Origin of the sequence: Pectobacterium hainanensis (assembly GCF_046237015.1) — a bacterium.
In the GTDB taxonomy this organism is placed as follows: domain Bacteria; phylum Pseudomonadota; class Gammaproteobacteria; order Enterobacterales; family Enterobacteriaceae; genus JBJYIN01.
Genome location: NZ_JBJYIN010000007.1, coordinates 1 through 24,742, shown reverse-complemented (window position 1 = coordinate 24,742; position 24,742 = coordinate 1). Strand labels below are relative to the sequence as shown.

At 48.1% G+C, this 24,742-nt stretch carries 18 protein-coding genes; 5 read left to right on the top strand and 13 right to left on the bottom strand.

Features of this window, described 5'->3' with window-relative positions; translation table 11 throughout:
- The first annotated feature begins 307 nt into the window (after positions 1–307).
- Positions 308–913, top strand: coding sequence for an FMN-dependent NADH-azoreductase (locus tag ACKPVM_RS08875; RefSeq protein ID WP_409308679.1), 606 nt, complete (start codon positions 308–310; stop codon positions 911–913).
- Positions 914–967: 54 nt separating this feature from the next.
- Here the strand turns inward: ACKPVM_RS08875 and ACKPVM_RS08870 are convergent, their stop codons facing one another.
- Positions 968–1,204, bottom strand: a complete 237-nt coding sequence (locus tag ACKPVM_RS08870; RefSeq protein WP_409308678.1) for a YnbE family lipoprotein — start codon at positions 1,202–1,204, stop codon at positions 968–970.
- A gap of 15 nt (positions 1,205–1,219) precedes the next feature.
- Positions 1,220–3,808 carry a YdbH family protein gene (locus ACKPVM_RS08865; protein WP_409308677.1) on the bottom strand — a complete coding sequence of 863 codons (2,589 nt, stop codon included), beginning with the start codon at positions 3,806–3,808 and terminating at the stop codon, positions 1,220–1,222.
- Between the two features lie 378 nt (positions 3,809–4,186).
- On the opposite strand from ACKPVM_RS08865, the gene ACKPVM_RS08860 reads away from it, so the two are divergent.
- The gene (locus tag ACKPVM_RS08860; RefSeq protein WP_409308676.1) at positions 4,187–5,740 is read left to right on the top strand and encodes a methyl-accepting chemotaxis protein; all 1,554 of its coding nucleotides are present in this window, start codon (positions 4,187–4,189) and stop codon (positions 5,738–5,740) included.
- A 105-nt stretch (positions 5,741–5,845) separates the two neighbouring features.
- Positions 5,846–6,838, top strand: coding sequence for a 2-hydroxyacid dehydrogenase (locus tag ACKPVM_RS08855; RefSeq protein WP_409308675.1), 993 nt, complete (start codon positions 5,846–5,848; stop codon positions 6,836–6,838).
- A 39-nt stretch (positions 6,839–6,877) separates the two neighbouring features.
- Here the strand turns inward: ACKPVM_RS08855 and ACKPVM_RS08850 are convergent, their stop codons facing one another.
- The 3 genes from ACKPVM_RS08850 to ACKPVM_RS08840 form a co-directional block, all read right to left on the bottom strand.
- Positions 6,878–7,168 (bottom strand): putative hemolysin, encoded by a 291-nt coding sequence (locus tag ACKPVM_RS08850; RefSeq protein WP_409308674.1) that lies wholly within the window; start codon positions 7,166–7,168, stop codon positions 6,878–6,880.
- Positions 7,169–7,831: 663 nt separating this feature from the next.
- Positions 7,832–7,960 (bottom strand): hypothetical protein, encoded by a 129-nt coding sequence (locus ACKPVM_RS08845; protein ID WP_409308673.1) that lies wholly within the window; start codon positions 7,958–7,960, stop codon positions 7,832–7,834.
- 195 nt (positions 7,961–8,155) lie between these two features.
- Positions 8,156–16,813 (bottom strand): LPD38 domain-containing protein, encoded by an 8,658-nt coding sequence (locus ACKPVM_RS08840; protein ID WP_409308672.1) that lies wholly within the window; start codon positions 16,811–16,813, stop codon positions 8,156–8,158.
- Between the two features lie 226 nt (positions 16,814–17,039).
- On the opposite strand from ACKPVM_RS08840, the gene ACKPVM_RS08835 reads away from it, so the two are divergent.
- Entirely contained in the window at positions 17,040–17,198 is a 159-nt protein-coding gene (locus tag ACKPVM_RS08835) for a transmembrane anchored protein (RefSeq protein ID WP_409308671.1), read from the top strand.
- Positions 17,199–17,229: 31 nt separating this feature from the next.
- On the opposite strand, the gene ACKPVM_RS08830 is transcribed toward ACKPVM_RS08835, so the two are convergent.
- Genes ACKPVM_RS08830 through ACKPVM_RS08800 form a run of 7 tightly spaced genes read right to left on the bottom strand, consistent with a single transcriptional unit; the run spans position 17,230 to position 23,598 of the window.
- Positions 17,230–18,573, bottom strand: a complete 1,344-nt coding sequence (locus tag ACKPVM_RS08830; protein WP_409308670.1) for a hypothetical protein — start codon at positions 18,571–18,573, stop codon at positions 17,230–17,232.
- An 11-nt stretch (positions 18,574–18,584) separates the two neighbouring features.
- The gene (locus ACKPVM_RS08825) at positions 18,585–18,860 is read right to left on the bottom strand and encodes a bacteriocin (protein WP_409308669.1); all 276 of its coding nucleotides are present in this window, start codon (positions 18,858–18,860) and stop codon (positions 18,585–18,587) included.
- Positions 18,860–19,240 carry a hypothetical protein gene (locus ACKPVM_RS08820; protein WP_409308668.1) on the bottom strand — a complete coding sequence of 127 codons (381 nt, stop codon included), beginning with the start codon at positions 19,238–19,240 and terminating at the stop codon, positions 18,860–18,862. The genes ACKPVM_RS08825 and ACKPVM_RS08820 overlap by 1 nt, the downstream gene beginning before the upstream one ends.
- 1 nt (position 19,241) lies before the next feature.
- Positions 19,242–19,910 (bottom strand): hypothetical protein, encoded by a 669-nt coding sequence (locus tag ACKPVM_RS08815; RefSeq protein ID WP_409308667.1) that lies wholly within the window; start codon positions 19,908–19,910, stop codon positions 19,242–19,244.
- Between the two features lie 8 nt (positions 19,911–19,918).
- The gene (locus ACKPVM_RS08810; protein ID WP_409308666.1) at positions 19,919–20,290 is read right to left on the bottom strand and encodes a hypothetical protein; all 372 of its coding nucleotides are present in this window, start codon (positions 20,288–20,290) and stop codon (positions 19,919–19,921) included.
- Between the two features lie 21 nt (positions 20,291–20,311).
- Positions 20,312–21,976 carry a phage tail tip fiber protein gene (locus tag ACKPVM_RS08805; protein ID WP_409308665.1) on the bottom strand — a complete coding sequence of 555 codons (1,665 nt, stop codon included), beginning with the start codon at positions 21,974–21,976 and terminating at the stop codon, positions 20,312–20,314.
- Positions 21,973–23,598, bottom strand: a complete 1,626-nt coding sequence (locus ACKPVM_RS08800) for a hypothetical protein (RefSeq protein WP_409308664.1) — start codon at positions 23,596–23,598, stop codon at positions 21,973–21,975. Before ACKPVM_RS08800 ends, ACKPVM_RS08805 begins: the two co-directional genes overlap by 4 nt.
- 175 nt (positions 23,599–23,773) lie before the next feature.
- Between ACKPVM_RS08800 and ACKPVM_RS08795 the strand changes: the two genes are divergently transcribed.
- On the top strand, positions 23,774–24,073 hold the full coding sequence (locus ACKPVM_RS08795) for an Hsp20/alpha crystallin family protein (protein WP_409308663.1): 300 nt from the start codon (positions 23,774–23,776) through the stop codon (positions 24,071–24,073).
- A 54-nt stretch (positions 24,074–24,127) separates the two neighbouring features.
- On the opposite strand, the gene ACKPVM_RS08790 is transcribed toward ACKPVM_RS08795, so the two are convergent.
- On the bottom strand, positions 24,128–24,679 hold the full coding sequence (locus tag ACKPVM_RS08790; protein WP_409308662.1) for a recombinase family protein: 552 nt from the start codon (positions 24,677–24,679) through the stop codon (positions 24,128–24,130).
- Positions 24,680–24,742 lie beyond the last annotated feature (63 nt).

The following is a 24,742-nucleotide window of genomic DNA, read 5'->3' as shown; positions in this document are numbered from 1 at the left end:
GTCACAGGGTGACCCCGGTAATCATTATTCCGGTTTATGTGCTGATCCTGATGATTTAAATCGAAATATGTTTCGGCAGGCATTATTTTCTGCAAGGCATATTACTTTCTGCTGGCATCATTTCTGCAAGGCATAGTAGCACATCACCGAACCTGCCTCTAACCAGGCGATGAACTACCTTGTTCAATAAAATCGAATAAAGCGCTCGAATATTTGAACTTTCAACCGCCATACCAGATGCATAAGATGGAACGCATCAAAGGACAGTCATACGGTGTCCGACCTCAAACAACGTAAGGAATTGGCAATGAGCAACGTTTTGGTTCTGAAATCAAGCATCCTGGCAGATTATTCCCAGTCTAACCAACTGGCAGATTACTTCAGCGCACAGTGGAAAACGGCCCATCCTGCCGATCGCATTACTGTCCGTGATTTAGCCGCTCAACCCATCCCTGTGCTTGATGGTGAACTGGTTGGCGCACTGCGTCCTTCCGATGCGCCGTTGACGCCGCGTCAGCAAGAAGCGTTAACGCTGTCAGATACGCTGATTGAAGAGTTACAGGCACACGACGTTATTGTGATTGCTGCGCCAATGTACAACTTTAATATCCCGACGCAATTGAAAAACTATTTTGACCTGATTGCTCGTGCCGGTGTGACTTTCCGTTATACCGAACAAGGCCCAGAAGGCTTGGTGAAAGGCAAACGCGCTATCGTACTGACCAGCCGTGGCGGGATCCATAAAGGTACACCAACCGACCTGCTGGAACCTTACCTGCGCGTGTTCCTGGGCTTCATCGGTATTACCGACCTCGAGTTTGTTTTCGCTGAAGGTATCGCTTACGGTCCAGATGTCGCTAAAAAAGCGACGGAAGAGGCAAAAGCACAGTTATCCCAGTTTGCTGCCGCATAAATCGTGTTCGTTCATCATTGACTACCCTGTCATTAATTTTGTGCTTTGGCTGTTCTATTGCGCGCCTCCAGGCGCGCTTTTCTTTTTCAATTCATCGCCTGCTGCATTGTCCGAACGCTCCAATAATTGTGTCGCGTCCTTATCCGCTCGAATATGTATTTCATGTTCGATCTTAACGTTCATATTGATAGTGATGGGTTCTTTCGGTGCAGCCACCTCGATACGCGGTACACAACCCGTCAGCAAAAATACGATACCGCAGCCAACGCCTACCGCAGCGGTATATCTCATGGTTTTCCCCTAGATCTATTCATTTGCCTGTTGCTCCAACGAATCCTGCAAATTATCGCCAAAACGTAAACTCCGCCACAATTGGAAAATATTTTCCTGATGGCGATAGTTGAGAATAACCTGTCGTTCTGCGCTCAGTAATGGGTTTTTCCCCTGAATTTGAGAAACCAGAGACAGTTCCCCTTCACGACTTAACTCCACCGTTGCATACGATCGCCCAATCTCCAGATAGCGCATCCAGTTAATCGCGGCACCGCTTGCCAGATTTTTACTCGCCAGTTCATCGGCCAGTTGTTTATCCAGTCGTAGCGTCAGAAAACGATCGTTAGTGAATCTTCCCTTCTGAACCAACATATCGGGATGATTAACATTCAGCGGCAGTACGCCGCTGACTCGTCCAGACATCGCAAATTGTTTCAGCTTCAATGCCGTAATTAATTCACTGAGCTCCAAACCTTTTACTGCAAATAGCGCGTCCTCACGCTGCGGTAAACGCAATGCAGAGAGACTGATGTGTCCGCCCAGCGCATCCATACTCGCCTGAGAAACTGTTAACGGTAGCTTTTCACTATACGGATAGTAACCTTGCACATCGACACGGATATCGCTCATACGGAACAGGTTATCCAGCATCGCGACCCGTAAAGTCACCGGTCGCTTTACGCCCAGTTCCCAACGCTGATTATTCAGGCGATAAGGCAACACAAAATTCACCCCATCGATTTCACCATCCTGCAACCACAGCCCGCCGTTCTCCACCACCCAATGCCCACCCGCGCTAAATCCCTGCTTTTGCGCCGCAGAAAATGCCGCCTGCGCATAAAATTGCCCGGAACGAATGTTCATTTTTAATGCAGGTGAAAGCAGTGACTGAAAAACGGTTAATGGCTGGCGCGGCCACCAGGCATTCCCTCGCAAACGCTCGCCATCCCAGCGTCCGCGTAACGCGACCGGGCCGATATTCTGCGCCTGTAACTGCCCTTTTATCATAAAATCACCGGGATCGTTGCCTTGTAATCCCAGCGTCAACAAGGTTGGTGGCAGATAGCCACCGTGACTAAAATTGACCTGCTCCGACACCAATTGCAATGCGCCCTGCACGTGTTCCCCTGAACGCGCACGCTGCCAGCGCAGCGGCTCAACAATCGTCAGTCGCGGCTGCCGGACCGTCACCAAGCCATAGGCGAGTTGATCGAGACCGCTCGACAGTTGGCTCACTTCAATTAGCGTATCCTGCCAGTGACCACGACCTGCGACATCCCAGTTGCCTTGTAGCGGCGGGAGTTGCCCTCGTCCCCAGTAGCGCCACTGCCATTGCCCTTTATCGGGCCAGAAATCCTGCGCCTGTCCATCCAGATGCAGATTGACACGTCCCCAATACCGATCGTGAGCCTTAACGATCGCTTGTAAACGACCATTTACTCCCGTTGAACTTAACCGCACGCCGGCAAGCGGCCATCGTGCTTCCTCCAGTTGGGTTTGTGGCCCCAATGCGCCCCAGGCACGCAACAATGCGCCGGGTAAAATGGATAACTCTGGATTTAATAATGAACCGCTCAACATGCCTGGCAGTGAAGCCGTTAAGGAGAGATCGGAAAAATTCGCCTGGCCGGTTAATTGAAAACGTAGCGCACTGTTTATCAGCCCGAGATTCCCTGGTCCCAGAACCAAGACGGCATTCGCCTTACCGTTATGCCCCTGCGTTAGCATATTCATTCGCGCGTCAATCCGCGTTCTTTCCAGCCCAAGTTGCCAATCTTGCAGTGTCAGGGCAATGCGCCCAGACAATGGTTGTTCGGCATAGGGCCAGCGCCAAACACCTTCCCTCACTTGAATTTGATCTCTGGTCAACACCCATGGCAACAAGGCAAGTGGCTCCTCCTCGCCTGCTGCCAATAGCGCCAATTCCCCTTGCTGCTTTTGCCAACGGATCCGCAACGAAATCGGCTCGGGTGTTTCACTGGAAACCAGTTGTCCTTCCAATTCGCCTCGCAGAGGCGCCAACGTTGGCACCTCTGCGACGTCAAGATCGCTATTAAATTGCAGGCGAATGCCATCCGCTGAGGTTGATAACATACCTTCACGCAAAACCAGATGTTGTTGATTCAATTCCGCCTGAAAAGTCAGTTGCTCCCCCTGATAACGCAGCGTTTGCAACTGATTGCCATCGGAGCTGAACTGCACTCGACCGGCATACGCCTGCCAGGGCTGGAGCGTCATTGTCCCAATTGAGATATCTACGGCAGGCAAACGCTGTTGCCATTGGGAAAGCGTGGTGGGAGGATCGGTAGATTCGGTGGTTAAATGTGCCAGACAATCACTGTTTAACGTAAGCGCATCCATATTCACCGCCCAGCGCCCCGCCTGTCGCTGGACCGTGATATTTCGCACATCGAGTAACGGGCATGTCCCGACAGTCAGCACTACGCCATCACTTTGGATACCACGCTCATGCCAAACCGGCGTGGAACGTAGCGTCAGCGTCATTTCTGCTGGCAGCCATAGGCCAGCCAAACGAGGCAACCATTGTGGCATCGCTCGCCACAAAAGAAACAGCAACAGTATTATTACTACCGCGCCGGGTAACCCGTATTTTTTCATCATTCGTGAAACGTGTGCATTTGCATTCTGATGCGATCCCGCCAAAACTTATCCCTATCTGACTGCCCGTACCGGGTAGTTAAATGGTCGAGAGTGAAATAATAGATAGCTAAATACATAGTGAGTTAAATAGTAACGCGGTTCATGCAACATAGGTGAAAATTATTCATTTTGTCACACAACGGCATATTAAATGCTTTCCAGGGACCTTCATCACAAATTAAGTTGATCTGACCGATTTTCAAACAATTTTTCGCCCTTTATGGGTTAACTATTCTTTAAGTTTAGCCGTTAATTAATACAAGCATTCCAATTTCCTGTTTAGCAAATACGTTCAGAAAACATCACCTTCATGCTTGCTTATACTAAAAGGATAGATAAATGCGTAACAATCTGCCCGTCAGTGATATCCAGTATTTATTAGATGAGAAAGCAAAGCTGATGTCGGTGACTACACCAGCCAGTCATATAACTTATGCGAACAATGATTTTATTCATGCCAGCGGCTATACATTTGACGAAATACTCAACCAACCGCATAACATCGTGCGCCATCCAGACATGCCGCCGCAGGCTTTTGCCGATATGTGGGCAACGCTTAAGGCAGGAAAAATCTGGACGGCTCTCGTCAAGAATCGCAGAAAGAATGGGGATTACTACTGGGTTAAGGCCAGTAGTACGCCATTAATGAAGGAAGGCAATGTGGCGGGCTATATGTCGGTTCGCACCCGAGTGTCACCACAGGAGATACAGCAGGCTGAAACGCTTTACCAAAAAATGAATGAAAACAAGCTACAGCACCAGCGTTTATATCAAGGATTGCTGATTTATAAGGGACCGTTAAAACTACTTAGCCTGTTTAAAATCATCCCGGTACGCTGGCGAATCAGAAGTTATGTTGCCTGCTTTATTGTCTTTCCCCTCTTTTTGCTATTCACACTGCTCCCCTTGTCGACGCCCATGCTAATACTCTTATTCGTCATATTAATGGGAGCATTGGTGACCAGTGAGCTACTCGTCACGCATTTGGCGAAACCACTGGAAAAAATTCTGCATCAGGCAATCAATTCAGCATCTGGACAGGCTGACAATAATTTTCAGCTCAATCGCGTTGACGAAATAGGCATGTTATTACGGGCGGTCAATCAATCTGGTATGAATTTTCGTACCTTCGTCGATGATGTTAATAGCAAGCTGTCAGAGCTACGATGCGCATGTAGCGCCATCGCCGCAGATAACCATACGCTAAGCCAACGCTGCGATGACACGGCACAAAGCCTGCAAAATACGGCGTCATCGATGGAACAGTTAACCGCGACGATAAAAAGCAACGCCTCCGCCTCTCTGTTAGCAACACGCTGTGCAGAAGATGCAAATACCGCGGTTGATGCCGGAGAAAAGGCCGTCAGTCAAGTAACCGACAACATGGTGACAATGACCGACTCCAGCAAGGCAATTACCGAAATCATCAATGTATTGAATAACCTGGCGTTTCAGACCAATATTCTGGCGTTAAACGCCGCCGTCGAAGCCGCACATGCGGGAGACCAGGGGCGAAGTTTCGCCGTTGTCGCCGGTGAAGTCCGAACGCTATCCCAACGCAGCGCTCAAGCGGCAAAAGATATTGCGAGCATTATCGAAACCACCATCACCAATATCAATACCAGCTATAAATTGGTTAATCACACAAGTCAGTCAATGAATCATATTCTTACGCAGGTTCAGCAAGTCTCGCAGCTAGTCAACCAAATCAGCCTGGCCACCCATGAACAATCGCAGGGATTAGGGCAGATCAATGACGCCGTCAATAATATTGATGAACTGACTCGTCAGAACACAATATTAGCTAGCCACTCCAGCGCAGCGATTAGCAGTCTTGAACAGCAAATTACCACGATGTCAGAAGCCGTTTCCGTATTTAGCCTCCCCCGTTAATTTCAATGTTTCGTCTTGCAAACCGTTACTGTGCTGTCAGGTAACGGTTTGTCTCTTCGGTATTCTCTGATAACTTAATCTGAGGATTTTTCGGAGAAAAACGTCATGAAATTGGCAATCTACAGCACTAAGCAATATGACCGTAAATATTTAGAACTGGTGAATCAGCACTTTGGCTATGAGCTCGAGTTTTTTGATTTTATGTTGACATCACGTACGGCTAAAACGGCAATGGGCTGTCAGGCAGTATGTATTTTTGTGAATGATGATGGTAGCCGAGAAGTATTAACTGAACTGGCGCAGTTAGGTATAAAAACGCTGGCGCTCCGCTGCGCGGGTTTCAACAACGTGGATTTAGACGCAGCAAAAGAATTGGGAATTAAGGTTGTCCGCGTGCCAGCCTATTCACCTGAAGCCGTCGCCGAACACGCCGTTGGACTCATGTTATGCCTGAATCGTCGTATTCATCGCGCTTACCAACGAACTCGTGACGCTAACTTTTCGCTGGAAGGATTAATTGGTTTCAATATGCATAACCGCACCGCAGGCGTTATCGGTACGGGTAAAATCGGTATTGCAACCATGCGTATTCTCAAAGGATTTGGTATGCATCTGCTGGCGTTTGATCCTTATCCTAATCCGCAGGCTCTGGAGCTTGGTGCTGAATACGTCGATCTAAAAACCCTCTACGCCCGCGCCGATGTAATTTCATTACACTGTCCGCTTACGCCTGAAAATCACCATCTGCTTGATGAGGCTGCATTCGCACAAATGAAAAATGGCGTAATGATTGTTAATACCAGTCGTGGCGGATTAATTGATTCACAGGCCGCGATCGATGCATTGAAGCAGCAAAAAATCGGTGCGCTAGGTATGGACGTTTATGAAAATGAGCGGGATTTATTTTTTGCCGACAAATCAAACGACGTGATTCAGGACGATGTTTTCCGCCGCTTATCTGCATGCCACAACGTGTTGTTCACCGGACATCAAGCCTTCCTGACGGAAGAGGCGCTCATTAGTATTTCTCAAACCACGCTGCAAAACCTGAAAGAAATCAGTCTGAATGATCCCTGCGCGAATTTACTGAACCCTTAAGTCGCTCTGCGGTAGTGTTGTGCTACCGCAATCATTTCATTAACCGGCCGGGCAAGTCCCATTCATTACGGCACGTTCATCGCAGCGCTTGCCGTTCGCCAACTGGCAGGTTCCAATATTCGCACCATCCAACTGTCTGGACATCGCCATCGTTCCGCCAATCAATGTGCAGTTAACATCCAGCGGCGTGCTACTTTTCAGTAATACGATCGAATTTTTATTTTCATTTAATTCAGCACGCTGTTTATTCTCTGTCGTATTTTTTTCACCATTACTACAGCCTGCTAATAACAACACCGCCACAGTCAATAACCATTGGTGTGATTTCATTCTCTGGCCCCAAATCATGTGGATGACAGAATCCGGCACAATATATTGCACCGGACGATATTTAATACACTCGTCATACTTCAAGCGACCTACGCCTTGTCCAAAACGTTAACGTTTTGTCCTGAAACTTGAAGTATGGCTGGTTCTCATCACGCCTCACCCCCATGGGAGTGGGGCCGTGTTGCTCATATACATAAACACCCCAGCGAGCAGGGCAATAATGACAGTCAAGATAATCGATAATCTCAAAATGTCCTCACTTTAATACTGAAACTTTATATACTACCACCAGCCAAAATAACTACCGATACCCACGATAATAGCGATAACGATCAACACTATCGTTGTCTTACTCATAACATTACCCGGAAAAATAAAGATTTTCCGATCATACCGGAATTGAGGCTATCGTGCTGCCTTAAACGACGCCAAAGTGAGGCCAGGAACCAAAACGATCTGGTATTCGTCGTCGTAATCCGTACCATACGCGCCATACTTAACATTGTGCAGTGAACCCATTTGCCCCTTTTGGGTGTAGGACTAAAACTGAAATGCCTGAAAATCAAACACGTAACAACAAACAGCAATACAACCTTAATAAGATTCACTCTGAAATATAAATAACTGAAATTCCTATATTTTGTTTATATTTCAGAGTGTTAATTAATTGAGGTTATTACCATAAGATACCATTTCCACCCAATAATTTGCCCCTTTTTTGCCCTTTTCTTCCTGTTTTGCCCCTTTTTTTGCCCCTAATTTAAGGATAAATATGCCATCTGTAGCCTTCATTATCTGCCTAATTCTGGCAGCCGTTATGGTGACCATTCACCCAGTATTTTCAGTCCCATTTATCATCGCTGCGCTCCTGATAACCGGTAAGTGTCGAATGGATCTGGATAGTAATACCAGCATCATTCTCGGCATTACCGGTTTTCTGTTTCTCCTGGCTCTCTTAGTCGTTATCAGAAACTGGTTGAAATGACACTATCGCTCAAAATACGGGTGTACACGTTTTACCGTCTGCTGAACCAGCATATTCCGTTTTGCCATTAGGCGATCAATACGTTCCCGCTTCTGGTCTGCCGTTAAGATACGATCAATCCGGGTCAGCTCAATTTGGTCATTAAGTTGTTTCACCTGCTTTTGCGTTGCAGTAAATGCCTTACGCTGCGATAGCACCGCCCGGTTATCCTGCAACAGCTCGTTGGCATCATCCTGACGCCCCTGTTTGCGATAGGAGTTTATCGTGCTGTTAATCTGGTTGACCTCCGTCATCATGCGATAAAAATCCTCAGTAAATTGAGTCGATTTCGCAGGATCGGCACCACGGGCGAACGCTTTAATGACAGGCATTTCATCCAGTCGCAGAGATGGAGACGCGCCATTATCGCCCATATTACGCATGATAATGTTAGTCGCGCCGAGGATGTATGAACCCAGCGTGCCGGTATATCCGGTAATAATATGATCCAGCATTTTAGGTGACAGATTGGTTGCTTCACCAATTTCACGCATGATCAGGCTGGTTTGATCGTTAAATCTGGCTCCGGCAATGACGTTCTTGTCTGCCATGTTCTCGATCGGTCCACCTTTGAAGAAATCGTAATTAACATAAGCTTCAGCAATTGGCATCGCTACTTGCGGTATAGGATTAAACGCCATGGTTTCCATGAAATTATGGGCCATTAACTTTCCAAACTTTACAGGACTATCTTTTCCACCCAATGCACGAACAAAACGTTCAGGTATCGTTGCCGAAAGTAAACCTATCTCGAATGGTTTCGGGAAACGAATATGCTGACCGCCAGGCAACCAGACATGCCAATAGGCGTCTTTATCCCAATCAGGCAATTCTTCATATTCTTTCCGCTCCCAATTAAATGCCAACAACGCCAATGACGCAGCCATGATGTAACCACTTCGTTTTAGTACCTCTTGGGGATTATCTTTAATTGCTCGACTCAGTTTACTTAACCCCTGCATCCTTGCATTAAAGAACGGCAACATATCACTGAGGTTAATCATCAAATTGCTGGCCCCCATCATGCTGAAATCCATTAAATCCCGAGATTCAAAAGCAGCCTGCGCTTTACTCTTGCCCGCCTTAATTGCCGCATCATAAGTAGCAATACGGTTAGCATTCTCTGCCCCTTCACTAATCTTCCTGTATTTCTCCAGTCCAGCCCCGATTTTATCCATCACCTCTTTGCTGCTTCGCACAATTGATGACTCAAATTCACTGATTTGGCTATCGCTGTATCCTTTCCGACGCAGCACTCTACGAATATTGGAAGCCGTGCCTGCTGGATCGTAAACGTTGGAATAACCACCACCAAATGTCGCACCAGCAAACATCATGTCTATCAACGTATCATCGGTGCGCATGGCTTTCTTTAGTCCCTGCCATGAGGAAATCACAGGTTTGAACCCGTCTTTATTAATCGCCCAAGAATGGACGGCATCACGCATAAAGTTACGGATAATAAAGTCTGGCATAGAGGTGGTGCCGATGGTTAACACTCGCTTTGCCTGCCGTGCAGCACGCATAAATAGAGAGTTACTACGCTCCAAGTCGATCATCGTGAAGGCACGGTAAAGGTCGGGATCGTTAACTTGAACCAAGTGTTCTTGTCCATCCATGTAAACCTTAACCACGTTTTTCCCAATGCGCTGATAGTCCATCTTGTTCGGACTATCAATGGCTTCCAGCATATCCGTATCAGCCAGATTCGTGACAGAACGGCGCATAGCCTCATTCTTCATCGACGCATCAACTGATTTGGCAACATAGTTGAACAGGTTTTCAATCGGGTCTTTAATGGTGAGCTCGCTACCTTTCAACTTGCGGATCGTGCTGCTCTGGTTGGCAATGCCGCGAGTCGTCCACGGACCATGTGTTTCACCATTTTCCGCTTCACGATAGTAAGGCAGATACCAGGCATCCTCCCATGTTGCCCGACTCTCAGGATCAATCAGCCCCATATCCTGCTGCAGGTCGATAATAGACTTGATGAACGCATCGTATTTTACCTTCTGATCCGCAAACAGTTTTTCATTGCCGCGATTCAGAGACTTCATGTAGGTAATTTCATCAGCGGTAAAGTTATTCTCCTTACCCTCTGCCATTAGGCGCTCGGAGCGGTGGCCTGCGATCCACTTGAGGAAATTTTCACGATGGTTACCAAGTCCATCCAGAATCCCCATTAAGGAATCTGCTTTATCTGTGCCGGGAAGGCGCTCAGTGATCCCCTCATTTTTGTTATAGCGAACCAGACCATGTTCCAGAACTGCCGCCGTCACCGAACCAGACCCCGCAGCCATACGCGCCGCTGTGTAGCCGGAAACCATCGCATCAGACTTACCTGCCGCATCCTCTGCGTATTTTAACGGTGCCAGACCGTCAAAGGTTTTCGTGTTCAGTTTGCGGAAGGTTTCTTGCCACCATTGCTTCAGTTCTGATCGGTCCTTGTCAGCAGCCATCTGATAGAAGTCTTTAGCTTTATCAAACCAGCCCTTTTCAACGTTGAAGCCCATTTTACGGCTGGTTTCAGCATCCATTGCTGGATCACCAGAGCGTGAGTACAGCGTCTTGTTCTTGCGGATATCAGAGGAAGAGAGTATATTTTTACTTGATTCTGCGGGGTCGCCCTCCTTGGGCAATTGAAGCCCCTGTGAGTATCGGCGACTGGCAGAGTCTAAACCCTGATAAGAACGCTCCTCCTTGGGCAATTGGAGCCCCTGCGAATGAGGGTTATCAGGGTTTTCTTTTTTGCGACGATATAAAGTTAGACCTTCCCTCTCCATGGTTTTGATCTTCTTGCCTTCCTCTGTTCCATAAACCGAAGCAATCCTATTTACCTCGATACGTCGCTGCGCTGCGCTCATATGGACCGCTGAAACAACAGGATTTCCGTTCATATCATTTGCTTCAAGCAAAACAACGACCGCATTATCCTGTGTGGCTGAGCGATATACAGCGATGGGATCGTGCATAAGTTCAGGAAGATTCTCGATCACCGATAAAGGCACATCATGCTTCACCCCATTGGTGGCTTTGCGCACGGTATCACGGTTAATAAACATATCCAGATTAGGCGCACCCAACGCCCTCAACACAGGTGGTGTTCTGCCTAATTTCACCGACACATCACCAGACTTCAGCGACCGCATAGCGTGATCAAGATCGGCACGGTACTGATTCGCTTCTTGTGGTAGTGGCTTCAGCGGATCAACGTTATCGTTGCTCTGGGAATAAAGCGCATCGGCACGCGAGAACGTATCTTCATACGCACGAGTACCTGGCTGTTCATTGGCGTACATGGCCGTCTTCTGGAACCGCCCGGTGATGGTGCGCAAGATGCCGCGGATCTCAGCAGGAGTGACATTGGTATTCGGGCTGATGATACCCGCCCGTCGTAACGCAGCCGTCAGCATCGCAACAAACCGATCCCATGCAGCCCCTACCCCAGTTAGTTCCGTGCGTTCGGCCATATGTGCCAGAAACTCATTGGCTTGCGTTTCCAATGACTCCTGTCCGTAGGATTGCTCTACTTGCCGCCAAACGTCTTGAATGGTTTTGTTTGTGCTGTTGCGGGTAGCATGTAACACCCGCATGATGCGGTCGTATTCCACGTCACCGATTACTGACGCTAAGCCATGGTGCGCAATCACTTCATGACGCAGCTTGGCACGCAGTTCACGGGCGTTTGCGATGTTGTCTGCAATGACAATCACACGGCTCAGCTCCGGCTGGTAAATAGCATGAACTGTGCCGAATTCTGCAGGAATTCCGTTAGGCATCATCGCAGCAGCTTCGGCCTGCGTCTGCACCGCTTTCACCTTAATCTTGGCCGCGCCGTTCAGATGGGAAACAAAGCCGTCCGCTGCAAGCTGTACGCGGTCGCGCAACATACCCGTTTCAGGCTTGCTACCATCACGGCTAAAACTACCATCGTGAATGATGTTGCCATTACCGATATCAGTGGCAGAAACAACAACGCCCCCAGATTTGGAGGCGTTGTTGCGGGAATATAAAGCTGTTCCCTTATCGGTTTCTCTGGTTTTTAGTGTTCGGAGAAGCTTATCGAACGCTTTCCGGATCCCACCGTCCAGTTCATCTTTTGTTGGGTAGGCGTAACTTTCTGGATCGGTATGTTCATCAGCTTTGCGGATATTGACCAGATAGTCATTGCTGATCCCTTTACTTGAAGCCTTATCCTGAACATAGCGTTCAAAGGCTCGCGCTGATAACTCGGTCACCGTAGACCAGTACGGTTTACTGCGAACGCCATCTAGCGTTAATGAGCGCCCAACCATACCACTGTTCCGCACGGCTTCAACGGCATCGCCAAATGCGGCATAAACTTCCGTCCTAACTGGGTAAGGCGCTGCGACCAACTTACCATCTTTCATTACGCTACCGCGCCGCAATGTTGATGACATGAAGCTATCTCCACGTCCCTTATTTTCGTAACCATTTCGATCCGCCTGGCCGAAATAGTTATCAAGCGCATGGAACCACTCATGAGCCAACGAGCCAGCTCCTTTTCCTTTAGTGAGGTTGATAACCACTTCACCTGGTTCATAGTGCGCCTTCGCGCTATTGGAGCCGCCACGGCCTCGCGCACCAAACGCAAGTCCAAGTTCACCATTTAACGACAACGCTTTAGTAGGAAGGCCGATAACTTCAGCCATATCACTCAGCGCATCGAAAGCATCGTTAAGGTCAGCCTGTCGCCGGGGACCTTCGACGTAATTACCGAACTGAACGCCACGAAAACCAAACTCATTACCAAACTGTTCCGGCGTAACATTACCGTTACGTCGTTCTGGCCCGACTCGTTTCTGATTCTCAGGGTTACGCTGCTCGTCACGGGAAATTTTACGGAGTTTCTCAAGCTTCGCTTCTAACTCTGGGCGATTACCGTTCAGATACTCACGTGCTTCTGAGTTATTTTTAAACCCAGCTTTTAACGGTAGTACACGTGTACTGCCTTTATAACCAAGGAAAATTTGACCATCGGCACGACGCCGGAAAATTTCGATTTTCGACTGTTTGGCGCTTCCTTCGGTTGAAGGTACGTTGATCTGCTGTTCAATATAGGCTTTTGCTTTTGGCAGGAGATCTGCCAGCGTATCAGCATTCATCCCGCGAATAGATTGTCCATTCGCTGTTTCCAACTCATAAACAGTCTTACCCTGTGGATACGATTTCCCTTCATACATAGAGTAATGCGCAGAGTTAATGCGATACTTTGCTGCATCTTTCATTTGACTCGGTTTAAATTGAGAAACCAAATCGATGGTATCCGCCACTTTCGATAAATGTGGTCTTGAGCGCATATTGCTGCGGAAGTCATCAAAAGATACTCGCCCATTCAATAAGTCACCAGCAACAGACTTAACACTAGATACCGTGTTCGACCATGAAGTAAGGCGATATTGTGTACTAGGTTTATTCGGGATCTGGGCACGCAGTACCGCCAACGATGCCAATACGTCACTACCGATCCCTCCATCTGCCATTTTTTCGTATTCAGGATGCGGAAACACTTTTGATAATGGCTGAGAACGGATATCGTCAGGACTAGAATGCTCTTCCATGGCGCGAGAAAATTGCCCCCAGCGATGTTTTGCCGCCCCCTGCAGCTCTTCACCAAAATCGCTGATGCGTTCATGCTGATTATTCTGCATGTCTCGTTTGGCAATCAGATGAGCGGCAAAATCATGCTCCGTCTTTGTCACGTTATAGAGATCGCCATCATCAGAAACAATCCGGTACAACGTCTTTGACTTTCCATCGCCAGATGTTTTCTGCACGTTTTCTGGATGCCATCCACGATCCACCATACGCTGAACGGCTTCAGATCTCGTCACTGGGCGATCAAACTCAGTATAGTGAACCATTTCCTGTAACGTTTTATCAGCTTTCCCGCGTTGCATGGGGCTGAAAGTCTGAGCATCAAGAAACTCGTCAATGGGTGCCCGTTTCGTTGCCTCAGCCGTATCTTTCTCTTTGCGTTCCGCTTCATGCTTGGTGCGGGATATTGCATTGCTTTCATCCCGATCGGCCAGTCGATCAGCGTAAGATATCGCCTCCTCACGAGTATCAAAAAGTTTCGGTGCCATCTTGATTGGGCTATTGGGTTGTGCCTGAACCGCCCAAGCCTTTACTTTCTTGCCCGTATCGCGGCGCGTTGCGTCAACAGGAAAGAGTGGATAACCACGGTGATTGATTTCACCGTCGTCTTGTCGTCCAACAGGTTGCTCAACTGTAGTAGGACGCGGAACATCTGAAGGTAATCGCACCGCATAACCGCCATCAACCTTTTCTACTGTAGCCCCTGGCATCTTGCCCCACTTGGAACGCTCCGCCAGGTACTCGCTAGAGAATGGTCGATCTTTATAATAAAACTTCAATTGCCCGACCGGTTCGCCACGGGCATAGGCTTCTGTCTGAGCATCAATAGGGACATTGCCAGCTCGCTGGCGATTATCGGGCAGAGCAATGGATGGATCACTGGCTCCCATAGCATCTGTAAATTCCCGATTCTGCCGCTGAGTACGAGTTTCCCCCTCAGTAAACTGCGGCGGCTGCGCCGTCTGCCCTTCATCAATAGTCGGCGAACCAGCAAAAATAATGTTCTTATCTTCAATTGAATTACTGGGAGTGACTTCACCGTCATACGTTTGATTGGCGCGGCCGACTTCACGACGATCAACACTCTCACGTTCGGCAGGGATAAATTGCTGCCCTTTCACTTGTTGACCACCGTCAAACTGTGGGCCGGTTCCTGCTTGTGATTCATCATTTACAGGCGATCGAATCTCGCCTGGCATAGCGATCACAGATGTTTGCCCCGGAGCGGGGAGGCGTGGACGACGTGCGGCGATAATTCTTTCAGCCTGCTCTAACGCCTCCAGTTCTTGCGGTGAATAGCCCTGATCGCCTTGCTCAATCTGCTGGCGAATAAGTTGTTCAGCGGTAGGTGAATCTTGTTGCTCTGCAAGTGCCTGCTGCACGTCACTGTCTTCGGCAAATCCCTGAATGCGCGGATCTTGTCGGAGGTAGGCAGGCGTATCACGGAATTCATCAATACGGCTTTGTGGCGTTCCAGAAACGTTATCGGGATTGAACTGTGGGTTATCTGCACCGCTAGTAACAGAAATCACAGGACCACCATCACGCCATTCGCCCGTATAGCCAGGAGGTGGTGAATCATCCCCCATTTTGACTACAGGGATAGATGAACCGTTACCATCGGGGGATTCTTGCCCGGTTGACTGCCATTCGGGTACATCAACCTGTGCTGTCTGGGGACCTCCATCAGAAGGCGTATCGTTCTGCGCTGGTTCCGGTTGTTGGCTGGTTCGTCGTCCACGAATACCACCCACGGCGCCAATTGTTCCCCCCATTCCCATACCGACAACAGCATTGTTTGCCCCAACTTGAACAACATCCTTCATCGGGTCAATATCCTGTCCGGCTTTATCAATAAGCTGTCGGTTTTGTACGTAACGCTGACTTGCCCCTTGAGCAAACTCAGTAACCCCCTCTGCGGTCGCCCCCGTAGCCATTCCTGATAAAATACCGGAAGTAGCTGCTTTGCCAGACAGCAACTTCAGCAACGTATGATCCCCTAGTGTTGACGCCGCTATATTAATGGCTAACAAACGAGGATCGGCGGTCACCGCACTGGCCGCTTGGTCTGCTACCTGATTTCTGGCCAGTTCTAATTTTTGGGTATCGGACAAACCGCTGTTGTTTGGGTCAGTGTCGATAGAACTAAATGCCGACTGGAAGGTAGAACTTTCCATTAGCTCATTGAACGGCAAGCTATTAATCTGCTCACGCATATCAATACCGCCCTGACCTTGAGCCGTTCCGGTCATGGTGCCAACGAATGCCGTTTTCCCCGCTACAGCAGCGGCACGATCTGCGGTTTCTTTCGCAATCTGCCGAGCGGCTTCTTCCGGCATCGTTTTGCTCAGCCGGTTAAAGGCTGCTCGTTCTGCCATTTCTCGCGTAGCATTTGCCCCTAAACGCGATACCCCACCAGCAGTAATGAGTTGGGCAATAGTTGGAACAGCATTAATTAACCAGGCATCTTTATCAAATAACCCTTCTCCTGCTTTAAAATTTCCATCCTTATCACGCTCAACAAATTGCATTGATGCGGCTTCTTTAGCGCCATCACTATAAGTATCTTTGATTGCTTTTGAGGCGCTACCAGCCAGATCACCAACTTTTTCGATCGCCGCATTACCAACGGATGATAAAGGATTGCCTGCGTTATCACGCATCACCTGCATCATTTCATTGCTAAGGCCAAGCGGATTAGGGTTTTCTGCCGCTGTCTCGGCGGCTTTTTGGTCGAGAAACTGGTTACCGGCACGAAACATCTCACTACCGGCGTTAATCATATCGAGCGGCGCAGCGACAATGGACTTACCGATATCGCCTAGGGTAACACTAGGATCTTTCAATGCTGTTTTGCGCCCAGCTGCTTCACGAGCCGCTTTAACTTGTCCCCAATCAAAACCAGAACCGCTAGATTCATTAGGTTGCCGGATATTAAGCGCTTCACGGTTGCCATTTGTCACTTGCTCTTCCGGGCGTTGCTGTTGTGGATCGTAAGCCATACTGACTCCAAAATTTGGACATAAAAAAACCGAGTCCGCTTTTTAGGGCGTAACTCGGTATCTTTGGGGAATTTAGCGCGTATTGAGTTCAGAAGGAAGTGGTGCAATTTATGCCACACATCAATAAAGAATAAAAACAGCCAGATACTCCCTTTATTTTATTGAGATAGGTGTCTACGCTCATATCGCCGCTATTTTGGCGGACTACACACGCAAGGATTTATTAATGAAAAAAGTATTTGCTTTGCTTTTCGTAATGCTGACTCTGGGATCATCATTTCAAGTGATGGCTGGTTCTGGGCGCTGCCAGCACGATTCAGATACAGCAGCCGATGGTTCACGCTGCGGCGGGCGTTCTGCTGACTCTCGCCCTGGTGGTCGTTAATCGCATTAGGCGCAGCAATGCGCCTATTCTGTTACTTCCCAGTATAATATGGCGGGTATGCTGGCGGCGCAGGTTGATTACGTTCACGTAGCTGGTTAGCAATAGCAGAATCATTATTTTGCGATGCTGGCTTTTGTCCCTGTGGCACCTTGGCCCCTGATGCTGACTTTTTATACTGAGCAAAAAACGCCATATCTTCAGGGTTTTTCGGATCAGGCGCCTCACCAAACTGCTGTTGATACTCTTGCGCAAAAGCTTGGAATGCGGGGTCCTGTTCAGCACTTTGAGTTGTGGATTGCCCATACGACTCCATCACCTGCTGTTCCAACCGGTCATATTGAGCATTAATTCCGGCGGCTACCTGTGGGTCTTGTGCCATCGGATCAGCCAATGCTTCCGCTTTCGCCTTGCGTACATCCAGCAAGTCTTTGCGCAGCCCTTTTGCTTCTTCACGTACTGCCGCCTTATCTGGCGGATTAACCATGTCATTAAGGAATTTCGCACGACCACCGTAATTTAGTTGGCCTACCATCTGACTGTAACCTCGGACCTCTTCCATAAGTCGAGGCAACGCGATTGGTGCAATGGTGTCATTCGGATCCGTTGAACCAAAACGGGTCATAGGTTTGAGTGCAGTAGAACCATCCGTATACGTAACTTTCAGCGTTGGAATGACGCCCTGACCATCTTCTGTTAATCCGATATGTCCTAGCGCCTTTGCCTTAATTGTTTTACCCGTCTCAGGGTCTTTATCACCAATCCCTCGCTGTATACGTACAGATAGTACATTATTCATCACACTGATCGCTGCCGGATCGTTATAGTCCATATCACCATTGAGGACTGCAGGCATAATACGGTTAATTTCTGCAACATTCTTAAGAGCCTGTTCACCAATAAAACGCTTAGGATGCATTGGGCTATCAGCCGAGATTTGATTGATTAATTCGGGATCAACATTCCCGGTTTTATCCAGTTGATCGTAGAACATTTTGATAACTGGCATTTCATCCTGAATTCGCTGTTGCCGCTTCTGTTCATTCATCTGAAAATCAAGCCGTCGTTGTGCGAGGTTGTTGCTTTGAGCTTGTAGTGCGTATGAGCGATCGGCGTTTTTAGCATTTAGCGTATGCGTTAGCCCCCACTGCTGATCACCGACTTTATCCCGCTCAACCTGCCTCTGAAAATCACGTAAACCCGTTTCTTTACTGTTATCAAATTGCGCCTGAGCTAATCCAAACCGACGATCATCATTCTGCTGTTGCCGGTCCATCATTAACCGCCGCAACTCTGATTCCTCTCTGCGTTGTAACGCACCATCCATTGTATTAAATCCGGCCAGAAAACCTTCTGCCGCACCCCTTAAATCCGCCATAATTCCCCCAATTACGAAAATAATGATCCCGCGATCAACCCAACAGCAGCGCCTATCCCCATACCAATTGGACCGCCCCAAGTTCCGTAACTTGCGCCGATCGCCGCTCCGCCAGCTGCACCCATTCCCGCCATTGAACCTTTCATCTGATTTGCAGCAGCTTTCTGCTGTGCCTTTAACGACTCATTAGCTGCTTCGCGCTGTTGTTCAAGCTCAGCATCCTGTTGCATACCTTGCATTGCCTGTTGCCGCGTTTGAGCCGCAATATCAATTAACCCGTAACCCATTATGTTTCACTCCCGATGTTGAGTAGTTCGCGCAACCCAGTCGAACCACCCGTCAAGATGCTCATTTGCCGATCGGTTTCCGCATCGCGAATACCGTTTTTCGCCCCAGCGGTGGCAAGTGCAGACTTCAGCCCTAAGCCGTTATCGCTTTGATTGGTTTGCTGAGTTGCTCCATATCGAGCCTGCTGATTAGCCGAGCCAACCGTAGCCGTATTCAACGCCTGTTGCTGTGTGGCATCTGCCCGCGCCAGTTGGTTATTCATAAGCTGGCCACTGGTCGATAGCTCCATTAGACTCTGCAACTTTGGGTAATAGCGCTGTTGCCAGTCTGCGTATTGTTTGCGCGTAACGTCAGCAAACGTATCCGATGCGTATCCCATCCTATCCCCCGATACCTCTAAAGTTTGTGCTCATGAATGGCGTATCTGATACGCCAAACACACCATTGGAGCCGCCTCCCGTTGGAGCTGGCGTTTTCTTCGATAAGCTGGACAATCCATAGCTTGCTAATGCGCCACCAACCGCGCCAGTCAATGCTTGCTTTGATTGTTGTTTTGCTAAGGATGATTCTGCGTCAGATACCGCTTTTCGCTGTGATGCGGCAGCGATGCTTTGAAAGCCTTGTAACGCCTCCGCTTTCTGCCCCGACCCCATAGCCTGAATATCTTGTAAGCCAGCAACATACTTATTTTGCTGGTCTGTTTGAGAACGATTTGTCGCATCAATCGTGCCGGAGACTTGATCGGTTGCAACATCATTCAGCGTCGACTGAAATTTGCCACTACTCGGATCGACACCCGCAGAGGTAAGGCCATCTGAAGCCTGTCGCCGAACCTGCCCAAATGCTTGCTGATACCCCAGGTTGACATCACCAGCAATGCCGTCGTATTTCTGCTGATCGTTAAGCCCATCGACTTTATCCATGAATATATTTTCATAGGGCTTCAACTCGTTCTGATAGAGATCCCACTGCTGCCGCGCAACGTCCGCCGCCGCACGTTGTTGCGATGTTTCCTTTACCTCTGTACTTCCACCGCCACCTTTGCCCATTTTTTACCTCACACCGATATTTTGAATTTCATTAACCCAAACTCATCAGGTAAACGCTCAAATCCAAGCCGCCGCGCCACCCGGATGAACCCTTTTCTTACCGTGTAGAATTCAGCCCAACGCCCACCTGCCATACGCGTTAACTCCCGAACGTGAGGGAGCCAGTAGGCCAATGCATCTTTTCTTGTGCTGACACCTAGCCACACCACTACATACGGAATGCCGTAATAGCTTCGAGGTCGAAGAACAATTCGCGTATCATCCGTCCCAAAGCAAAACGCCTGCTTTTTACGGCAGGCGCTCTGGATGTTGGCTATTAAATTTGGTTCTCTGCTTTCTATAGAAACTCGGTTAAGTAACTCGGCCAATATTTCCGACATATGTTAAACTCAACTTAATCATTAAAACTTCATTACTGTGAACACAACTTGTGATGGAGAATCGCCCCAGCGATTACTTGTTATTATTAACTCTTCATTAGCTGGAATTGTGCCTATTGCTATCGCATTATTATTTCTCCCACCACCTCCTGAAGCAGACATAACATTATTTCCATTAAAGTAAATATTTACGCCGCCATTGTTAGCATTAGTTGCAAGTACAACCGGAGAAGAAAAAATTCGCCTTATAAAGGGCTGGGCTGTTACCACAGTTTCAGAACCAATAGTATGTATTGTTGGTTTAACAATATCCCCTTGCAAATCTTCGACATAAACTTTCCCTCTAAACTCTCCATCTTTAGCATAAACTGTTCCACGAAATACCCCATCCTTTGCATCAACAGTTCCAGAGAACGATCCAGAAGTAGCGGTTATTTCACCCTCAACTTTTGCATTTTTAGCCGTCATATTACCGTTCTGATCAACAGTAAAATTACCACTCTCAATACGCGCTGTTTTTATATATGGAGAAACAATTTCAACTCCTGCTTTCACTTTGTCAGCAGTAATTTCTTGTGCAGCCAATATCTTGATCACAGCCTCTCTAGCAATCAGTTCATCAATCACTACTTTGCCATCAACGACCGCAAAAGGTATGGCATACGTATTTTTGTCATTAGGATTATTGGGATCGTAAATAAAGAACTGATTGGCGGCGACGGCTACCTGAGAAACCACATGACCACTCGCATCTTTACCCGCAACGATACCAATGCCTACAGAGATATCCCCAGCCTGTGCTTTCGCACTCCACATCGCCTGATATGCTTCGGAACCATTTTTATCAATCTCAGTAATCGCTTTTGCGTTTACTTGCACTGCCGAGCTATTTTCTTTGGTCGTTGCTTCAACTTTTTCAATGCGTTCTGCTGATGATGAAAACCGCTCGGATACCGACTGCGATAATTCCCTGACTGCTGACGCATTGGTTTCTGATGACGTTTCAACATCGGTTACCCGCTTTGCCATCGCTTTGTTTTGATCATTAACCGTGTTCGATAATGTTTTTATTCGTGAATCAACATGTCCAATATTTTCCCGATTCGTTTCTATGTCTTCATTAAGAGATTTGATTAACGGAGACTCGTTTAGTTGCTCCTGAATAACTTCAATGATGGCGGCAGGATCGGGATGTGTTTTCGCATACGTACCTTTTGAATCATTAAACGCCCCCGGATCGCCCAACGAATTAACGTGTCGTATCCAGTAATATCCTTCCCAGTCGGGATCGACGGGGTCACCGTAGACCCCTGCGGCAGAACTGGCGATCAACACTGCATTTGCCAGATTATCTTCATGAGAGCGATAGATTTCTGTCAGCGAGCGACCGCGATAGTTAGGCATATCCCACTCAAGCAGCACGTAAGCAAACCCACCTGTTGCCTTAAAGTTCGTCGGTTTAGTTGGCTTTTGTACGCCACCACCAGAATTAGAGCCCCCCGAACCATTACCCGGCGTCAACGTAACCTTACCGCCGCCCAGTTGTCGCAAGTTTGCCAGCCCAAGATTGGCTAACTCGCCATACGTCACCGCACGATTACGCCCGTCACCGCGCTGGCCCGTCAGCGTTTCTATATTTTCTAATACTGTGGACTGATCCTTACCGGCTCTGAATTTAGCACTCATGCAGGCATCTCCTGCATCGATGTAGTCAATGTGATACGGTCTATTTGAACGCTACCATAAACTTCTATTTGCCAGCGTTTACCACTCAGCGATGGAAGTTTTAATAATGGCTCTCTGAGGCTACCTGGTGGCAGGTGCAGAACTGATCGGCCATCAACATGAAGAATGACCCCGACATGCGCTAATGCATCACTCATGACTCTCAAGCATGAGAATGCGGTGTTGGCCGGTGCTAAATATAGCTTTGAGCGCCAACGTGTGTTCAGGTTTAACGGACCATCATTCAGCGTGTAGAGTTGCCGCTCTTTGATGATGTAAAGCGTATCGCCTGCAGGGTCGTTATAAGCCGAATCAAATGGTGTGGTGAAATGACGAATATCCATGCCGACTGGGTCGAAGATAAAACCTGCTACGCCGTTATCTGTGTCATACAGCGCAAGATATTCATTTTCCACGCGCCATGCACGAATAGTCGAAGGATTAAACTGCTTACGCCACTGTTTGGCCTCAATAATATTCGCTGTGGCAATCTCCGCTGCCCCCGCAGCACTAACCGAAACTAACCCGTTAGGCGATGCATACAACGCAAATCCATCCATCGTTACCATGCTTTCTCGCGATACGCAGGACAAAGCAATCAGAGAATGTGTTGATGTGATATTTGATGGTGTGATACCGGAGAAGATATAAGGGATGCCTTTCGTGCCGACAACTAATGTTGTGCCAACTGGAGCGATCGCTACAACATCATCCTGCGTGGTCTGCTTGTTGCTGTCTTTCCATGCGTAAGGCAAATAGGCTTCACTGAACATCACCTGATTGCCCTTAAATCCGGCTGCAATACCGTTGGACATCATGCACAAGCCAACCATGCCATCCGGTGGCATGTAATAATCGTAAGTCTCTAGGGAAGCGCTAAGCTGGGCATCTGACAGATCGTCAACAAACACGCCAACGGCAATATCCAGTTCGGCCACCAGTAAGAAATCAGCCGATTCACTACTTGTCGCAGATCGATAAACTCGACGTTTTGTGATGTTATTGTTTTGCTGACCAGGCGGTTGTAAACGTAGCTCAACCGAACTGCCAGAATATTTTATCGTCAACTCAGCAGAAGCTGGCCCCGGAGCCCCTTCCTCCCCATAGGCCGTCACATAGGTTTCTGTGTAGAAGCGTGTTTCATCATCCGTTGGATCGTCTTCTTCAACGTCAGCCGGTGGAGTGACGGTACCGATCACGATCGGATTAGCCGGTACCGGAACGCCGAGACGAAAAAATGCCGAGGGATAATTGCCGTTGCCGCCCGTCGCAATCTGTGCGGAAGTAACTTTCGGAAACTCACCATCCGTATAATAGACTCGCCCATAGTCATCATTGGCTACAGGGCTGCGAATCACATCGACAATCTTATTCCAGGCAAACCAAAAGTCGCCCCGATAGCGAAAAATGGTTTTCGGCTTGAATAAAAACGCCTTTTTCTGATCGGCATCATCGAGCATCGGCGTGATGACGCCATGCCGGAAATGACAATTCTCCGCCAATGTCGCGTTAGATTCAGGCAATAGGTGAGGTACAACGCGAGGCATTTCACCGCGCATCGTTGTGATATCAATAATCGCCATGGGTTATCCTGAAACAGAAAACAAAAAAGCCCCGCTTTTAAGGCGAGGCTTGGTATCTTTCTGGAATTTAGCGCGTATGGTATGTTATCGCAAGAGGTAACGCTGATTTATCAATAAACCATTCAACTTACCAATACTCTATTTATGAATAAATAACTTCTATATGGACTAAGACATGGAACTTTATAAGAACAGCAAAATGGACACACTCTATTACAATGATGCTCCGGCTTGTACCGATGAACAGTGTTCTGTTTCGATCAGTAATGGAATTATTGAAGTTTCTTACATCCGTGACGGTGAGAGAATCACATATGTCGGGCCTGAAAGATCACCTGGTCATTTTGAACTGACAGGGAACGATGGACGGAACAGTAAAGCAACTCTTCATCGGTTCGATGATGGAAAAGTTTTGGTTGGAAAATGGATGTACGATAACTATCGTGGTCTATGGCATATCGCTCTTAATAAATAGTATCATTGACTAGGTCGATACACTCGAAGATGCACTCAACGATGATGTGAGGCGCTATGATCCAACGGGAAAATATTTATAAATCGTTTTCACCGTCACACCACAAACATTAGCGATTTGCTGCCGTGTCGCGCCATTCTGCAACATTAACCGTGCATGCTCGATAACATCCGGTGTCATGACTGGACGCCTGCCACCTATCCTCCCCTGTTCTCTCGCCGCAGCTAATCCAGCGCGTGTGCGTTCAACGATTAATTCGCGTTCCATTTCTGCCAGTGCTGACATCACATGGAAGAAGAAGCGGCCGGCGGGAGTTGATGTGTCAATGCTATCAGTCAGTGATCGAAAATGAATGCCGCGTGATTGTAAATCTGAAACCATGGTTATGAGGTCGCGGACGCTACGCCCCAGCCGATCGAGTTTCCAGACTACTAACGTATCGCCACGTTTTAATCTGCGCATTGCACGCCGCAGCCCCGGTCGCTTGGCATTTTTGCCCGACGCCGTATCTTCAAATATCAGCTCACATTCTGCACGTTCTAATGCGTTTTTCTGTAAATCTAGGTTTTGATCCCCGGTAGATACTCGCGCATAGCCGATCAACATAATCTAACTCTCTGAAATGTCAGATTGTATTTTTATGTGATTGTTCGCGCAAACCTGGGTTTG

Excerpts from the sequence above, each read along its gene's own strand:
- ACKPVM_RS08875 (WP_409308679.1), top strand. The coding sequence starts at position 308 with ATGAGCAACGTTTTGGTTCTGAAATCAAGCATCCTGGCAGATTATTCC.
- ACKPVM_RS08870 (WP_409308678.1), bottom strand. The coding sequence starts at position 1,204 with ATGAGATATACCGCTGCGGTAGGCGTTGGCTGCGGTATCGTATTTTTG.
- ACKPVM_RS08865 (WP_409308677.1), bottom strand. The coding sequence starts at position 3,808 with ATGATGAAAAAATACGGGTTACCCGGCGCGGTAGTAATAATACTGTTG.
- ACKPVM_RS08860 (WP_409308676.1), top strand. The coding sequence starts at position 4,187 with ATGCGTAACAATCTGCCCGTCAGTGATATCCAGTATTTATTAGATGAG.
- ACKPVM_RS08855 (WP_409308675.1), top strand. The coding sequence starts at position 5,846 with ATGAAATTGGCAATCTACAGCACTAAGCAATATGACCGTAAATATTTA.
- ACKPVM_RS08850 (WP_409308674.1), bottom strand. The coding sequence starts at position 7,168 with ATGAAATCACACCAATGGTTATTGACTGTGGCGGTGTTGTTATTAGCA.
- ACKPVM_RS08845 (WP_409308673.1), bottom strand. The coding sequence starts at position 7,960 with ATGAAGGCTACAGATGGCATATTTATCCTTAAATTAGGGGCAAAAAAA.
- ACKPVM_RS08840 (WP_409308672.1), bottom strand. The coding sequence starts at position 16,813 with ATGGCTTACGATCCACAACAGCAACGCCCGGAAGAGCAAGTGACAAAT.
- ACKPVM_RS08835 (WP_409308671.1), top strand. The coding sequence starts at position 17,040 with ATGAAAAAAGTATTTGCTTTGCTTTTCGTAATGCTGACTCTGGGATCA.
- ACKPVM_RS08830 (WP_409308670.1), bottom strand. The coding sequence starts at position 18,573 with ATGGCGGATTTAAGGGGTGCGGCAGAAGGTTTTCTGGCCGGATTTAAT.
- ACKPVM_RS08825 (WP_409308669.1), bottom strand. The coding sequence starts at position 18,860 with ATGGGTTACGGGTTAATTGATATTGCGGCTCAAACGCGGCAACAGGCA.
- ACKPVM_RS08820 (WP_409308668.1), bottom strand. The coding sequence starts at position 19,240 with ATGGGATACGCATCGGATACGTTTGCTGACGTTACGCGCAAACAATAC.
- ACKPVM_RS08815 (WP_409308667.1), bottom strand. The coding sequence starts at position 19,910 with ATGGGCAAAGGTGGCGGTGGAAGTACAGAGGTAAAGGAAACATCGCAA.
- ACKPVM_RS08810 (WP_409308666.1), bottom strand. The coding sequence starts at position 20,290 with ATGTCGGAAATATTGGCCGAGTTACTTAACCGAGTTTCTATAGAAAGC.
- ACKPVM_RS08805 (WP_409308665.1), bottom strand. The coding sequence starts at position 21,976 with ATGAGTGCTAAATTCAGAGCCGGTAAGGATCAGTCCACAGTATTAGAA.
- ACKPVM_RS08800 (WP_409308664.1), bottom strand. The coding sequence starts at position 23,598 with ATGGCGATTATTGATATCACAACGATGCGCGGTGAAATGCCTCGCGTT.
- ACKPVM_RS08795 (WP_409308663.1), top strand. The coding sequence starts at position 23,774 with ATGGAACTTTATAAGAACAGCAAAATGGACACACTCTATTACAATGAT.
- ACKPVM_RS08790 (WP_409308662.1), bottom strand. The coding sequence starts at position 24,679 with ATGTTGATCGGCTATGCGCGAGTATCTACCGGGGATCAAAACCTAGAT.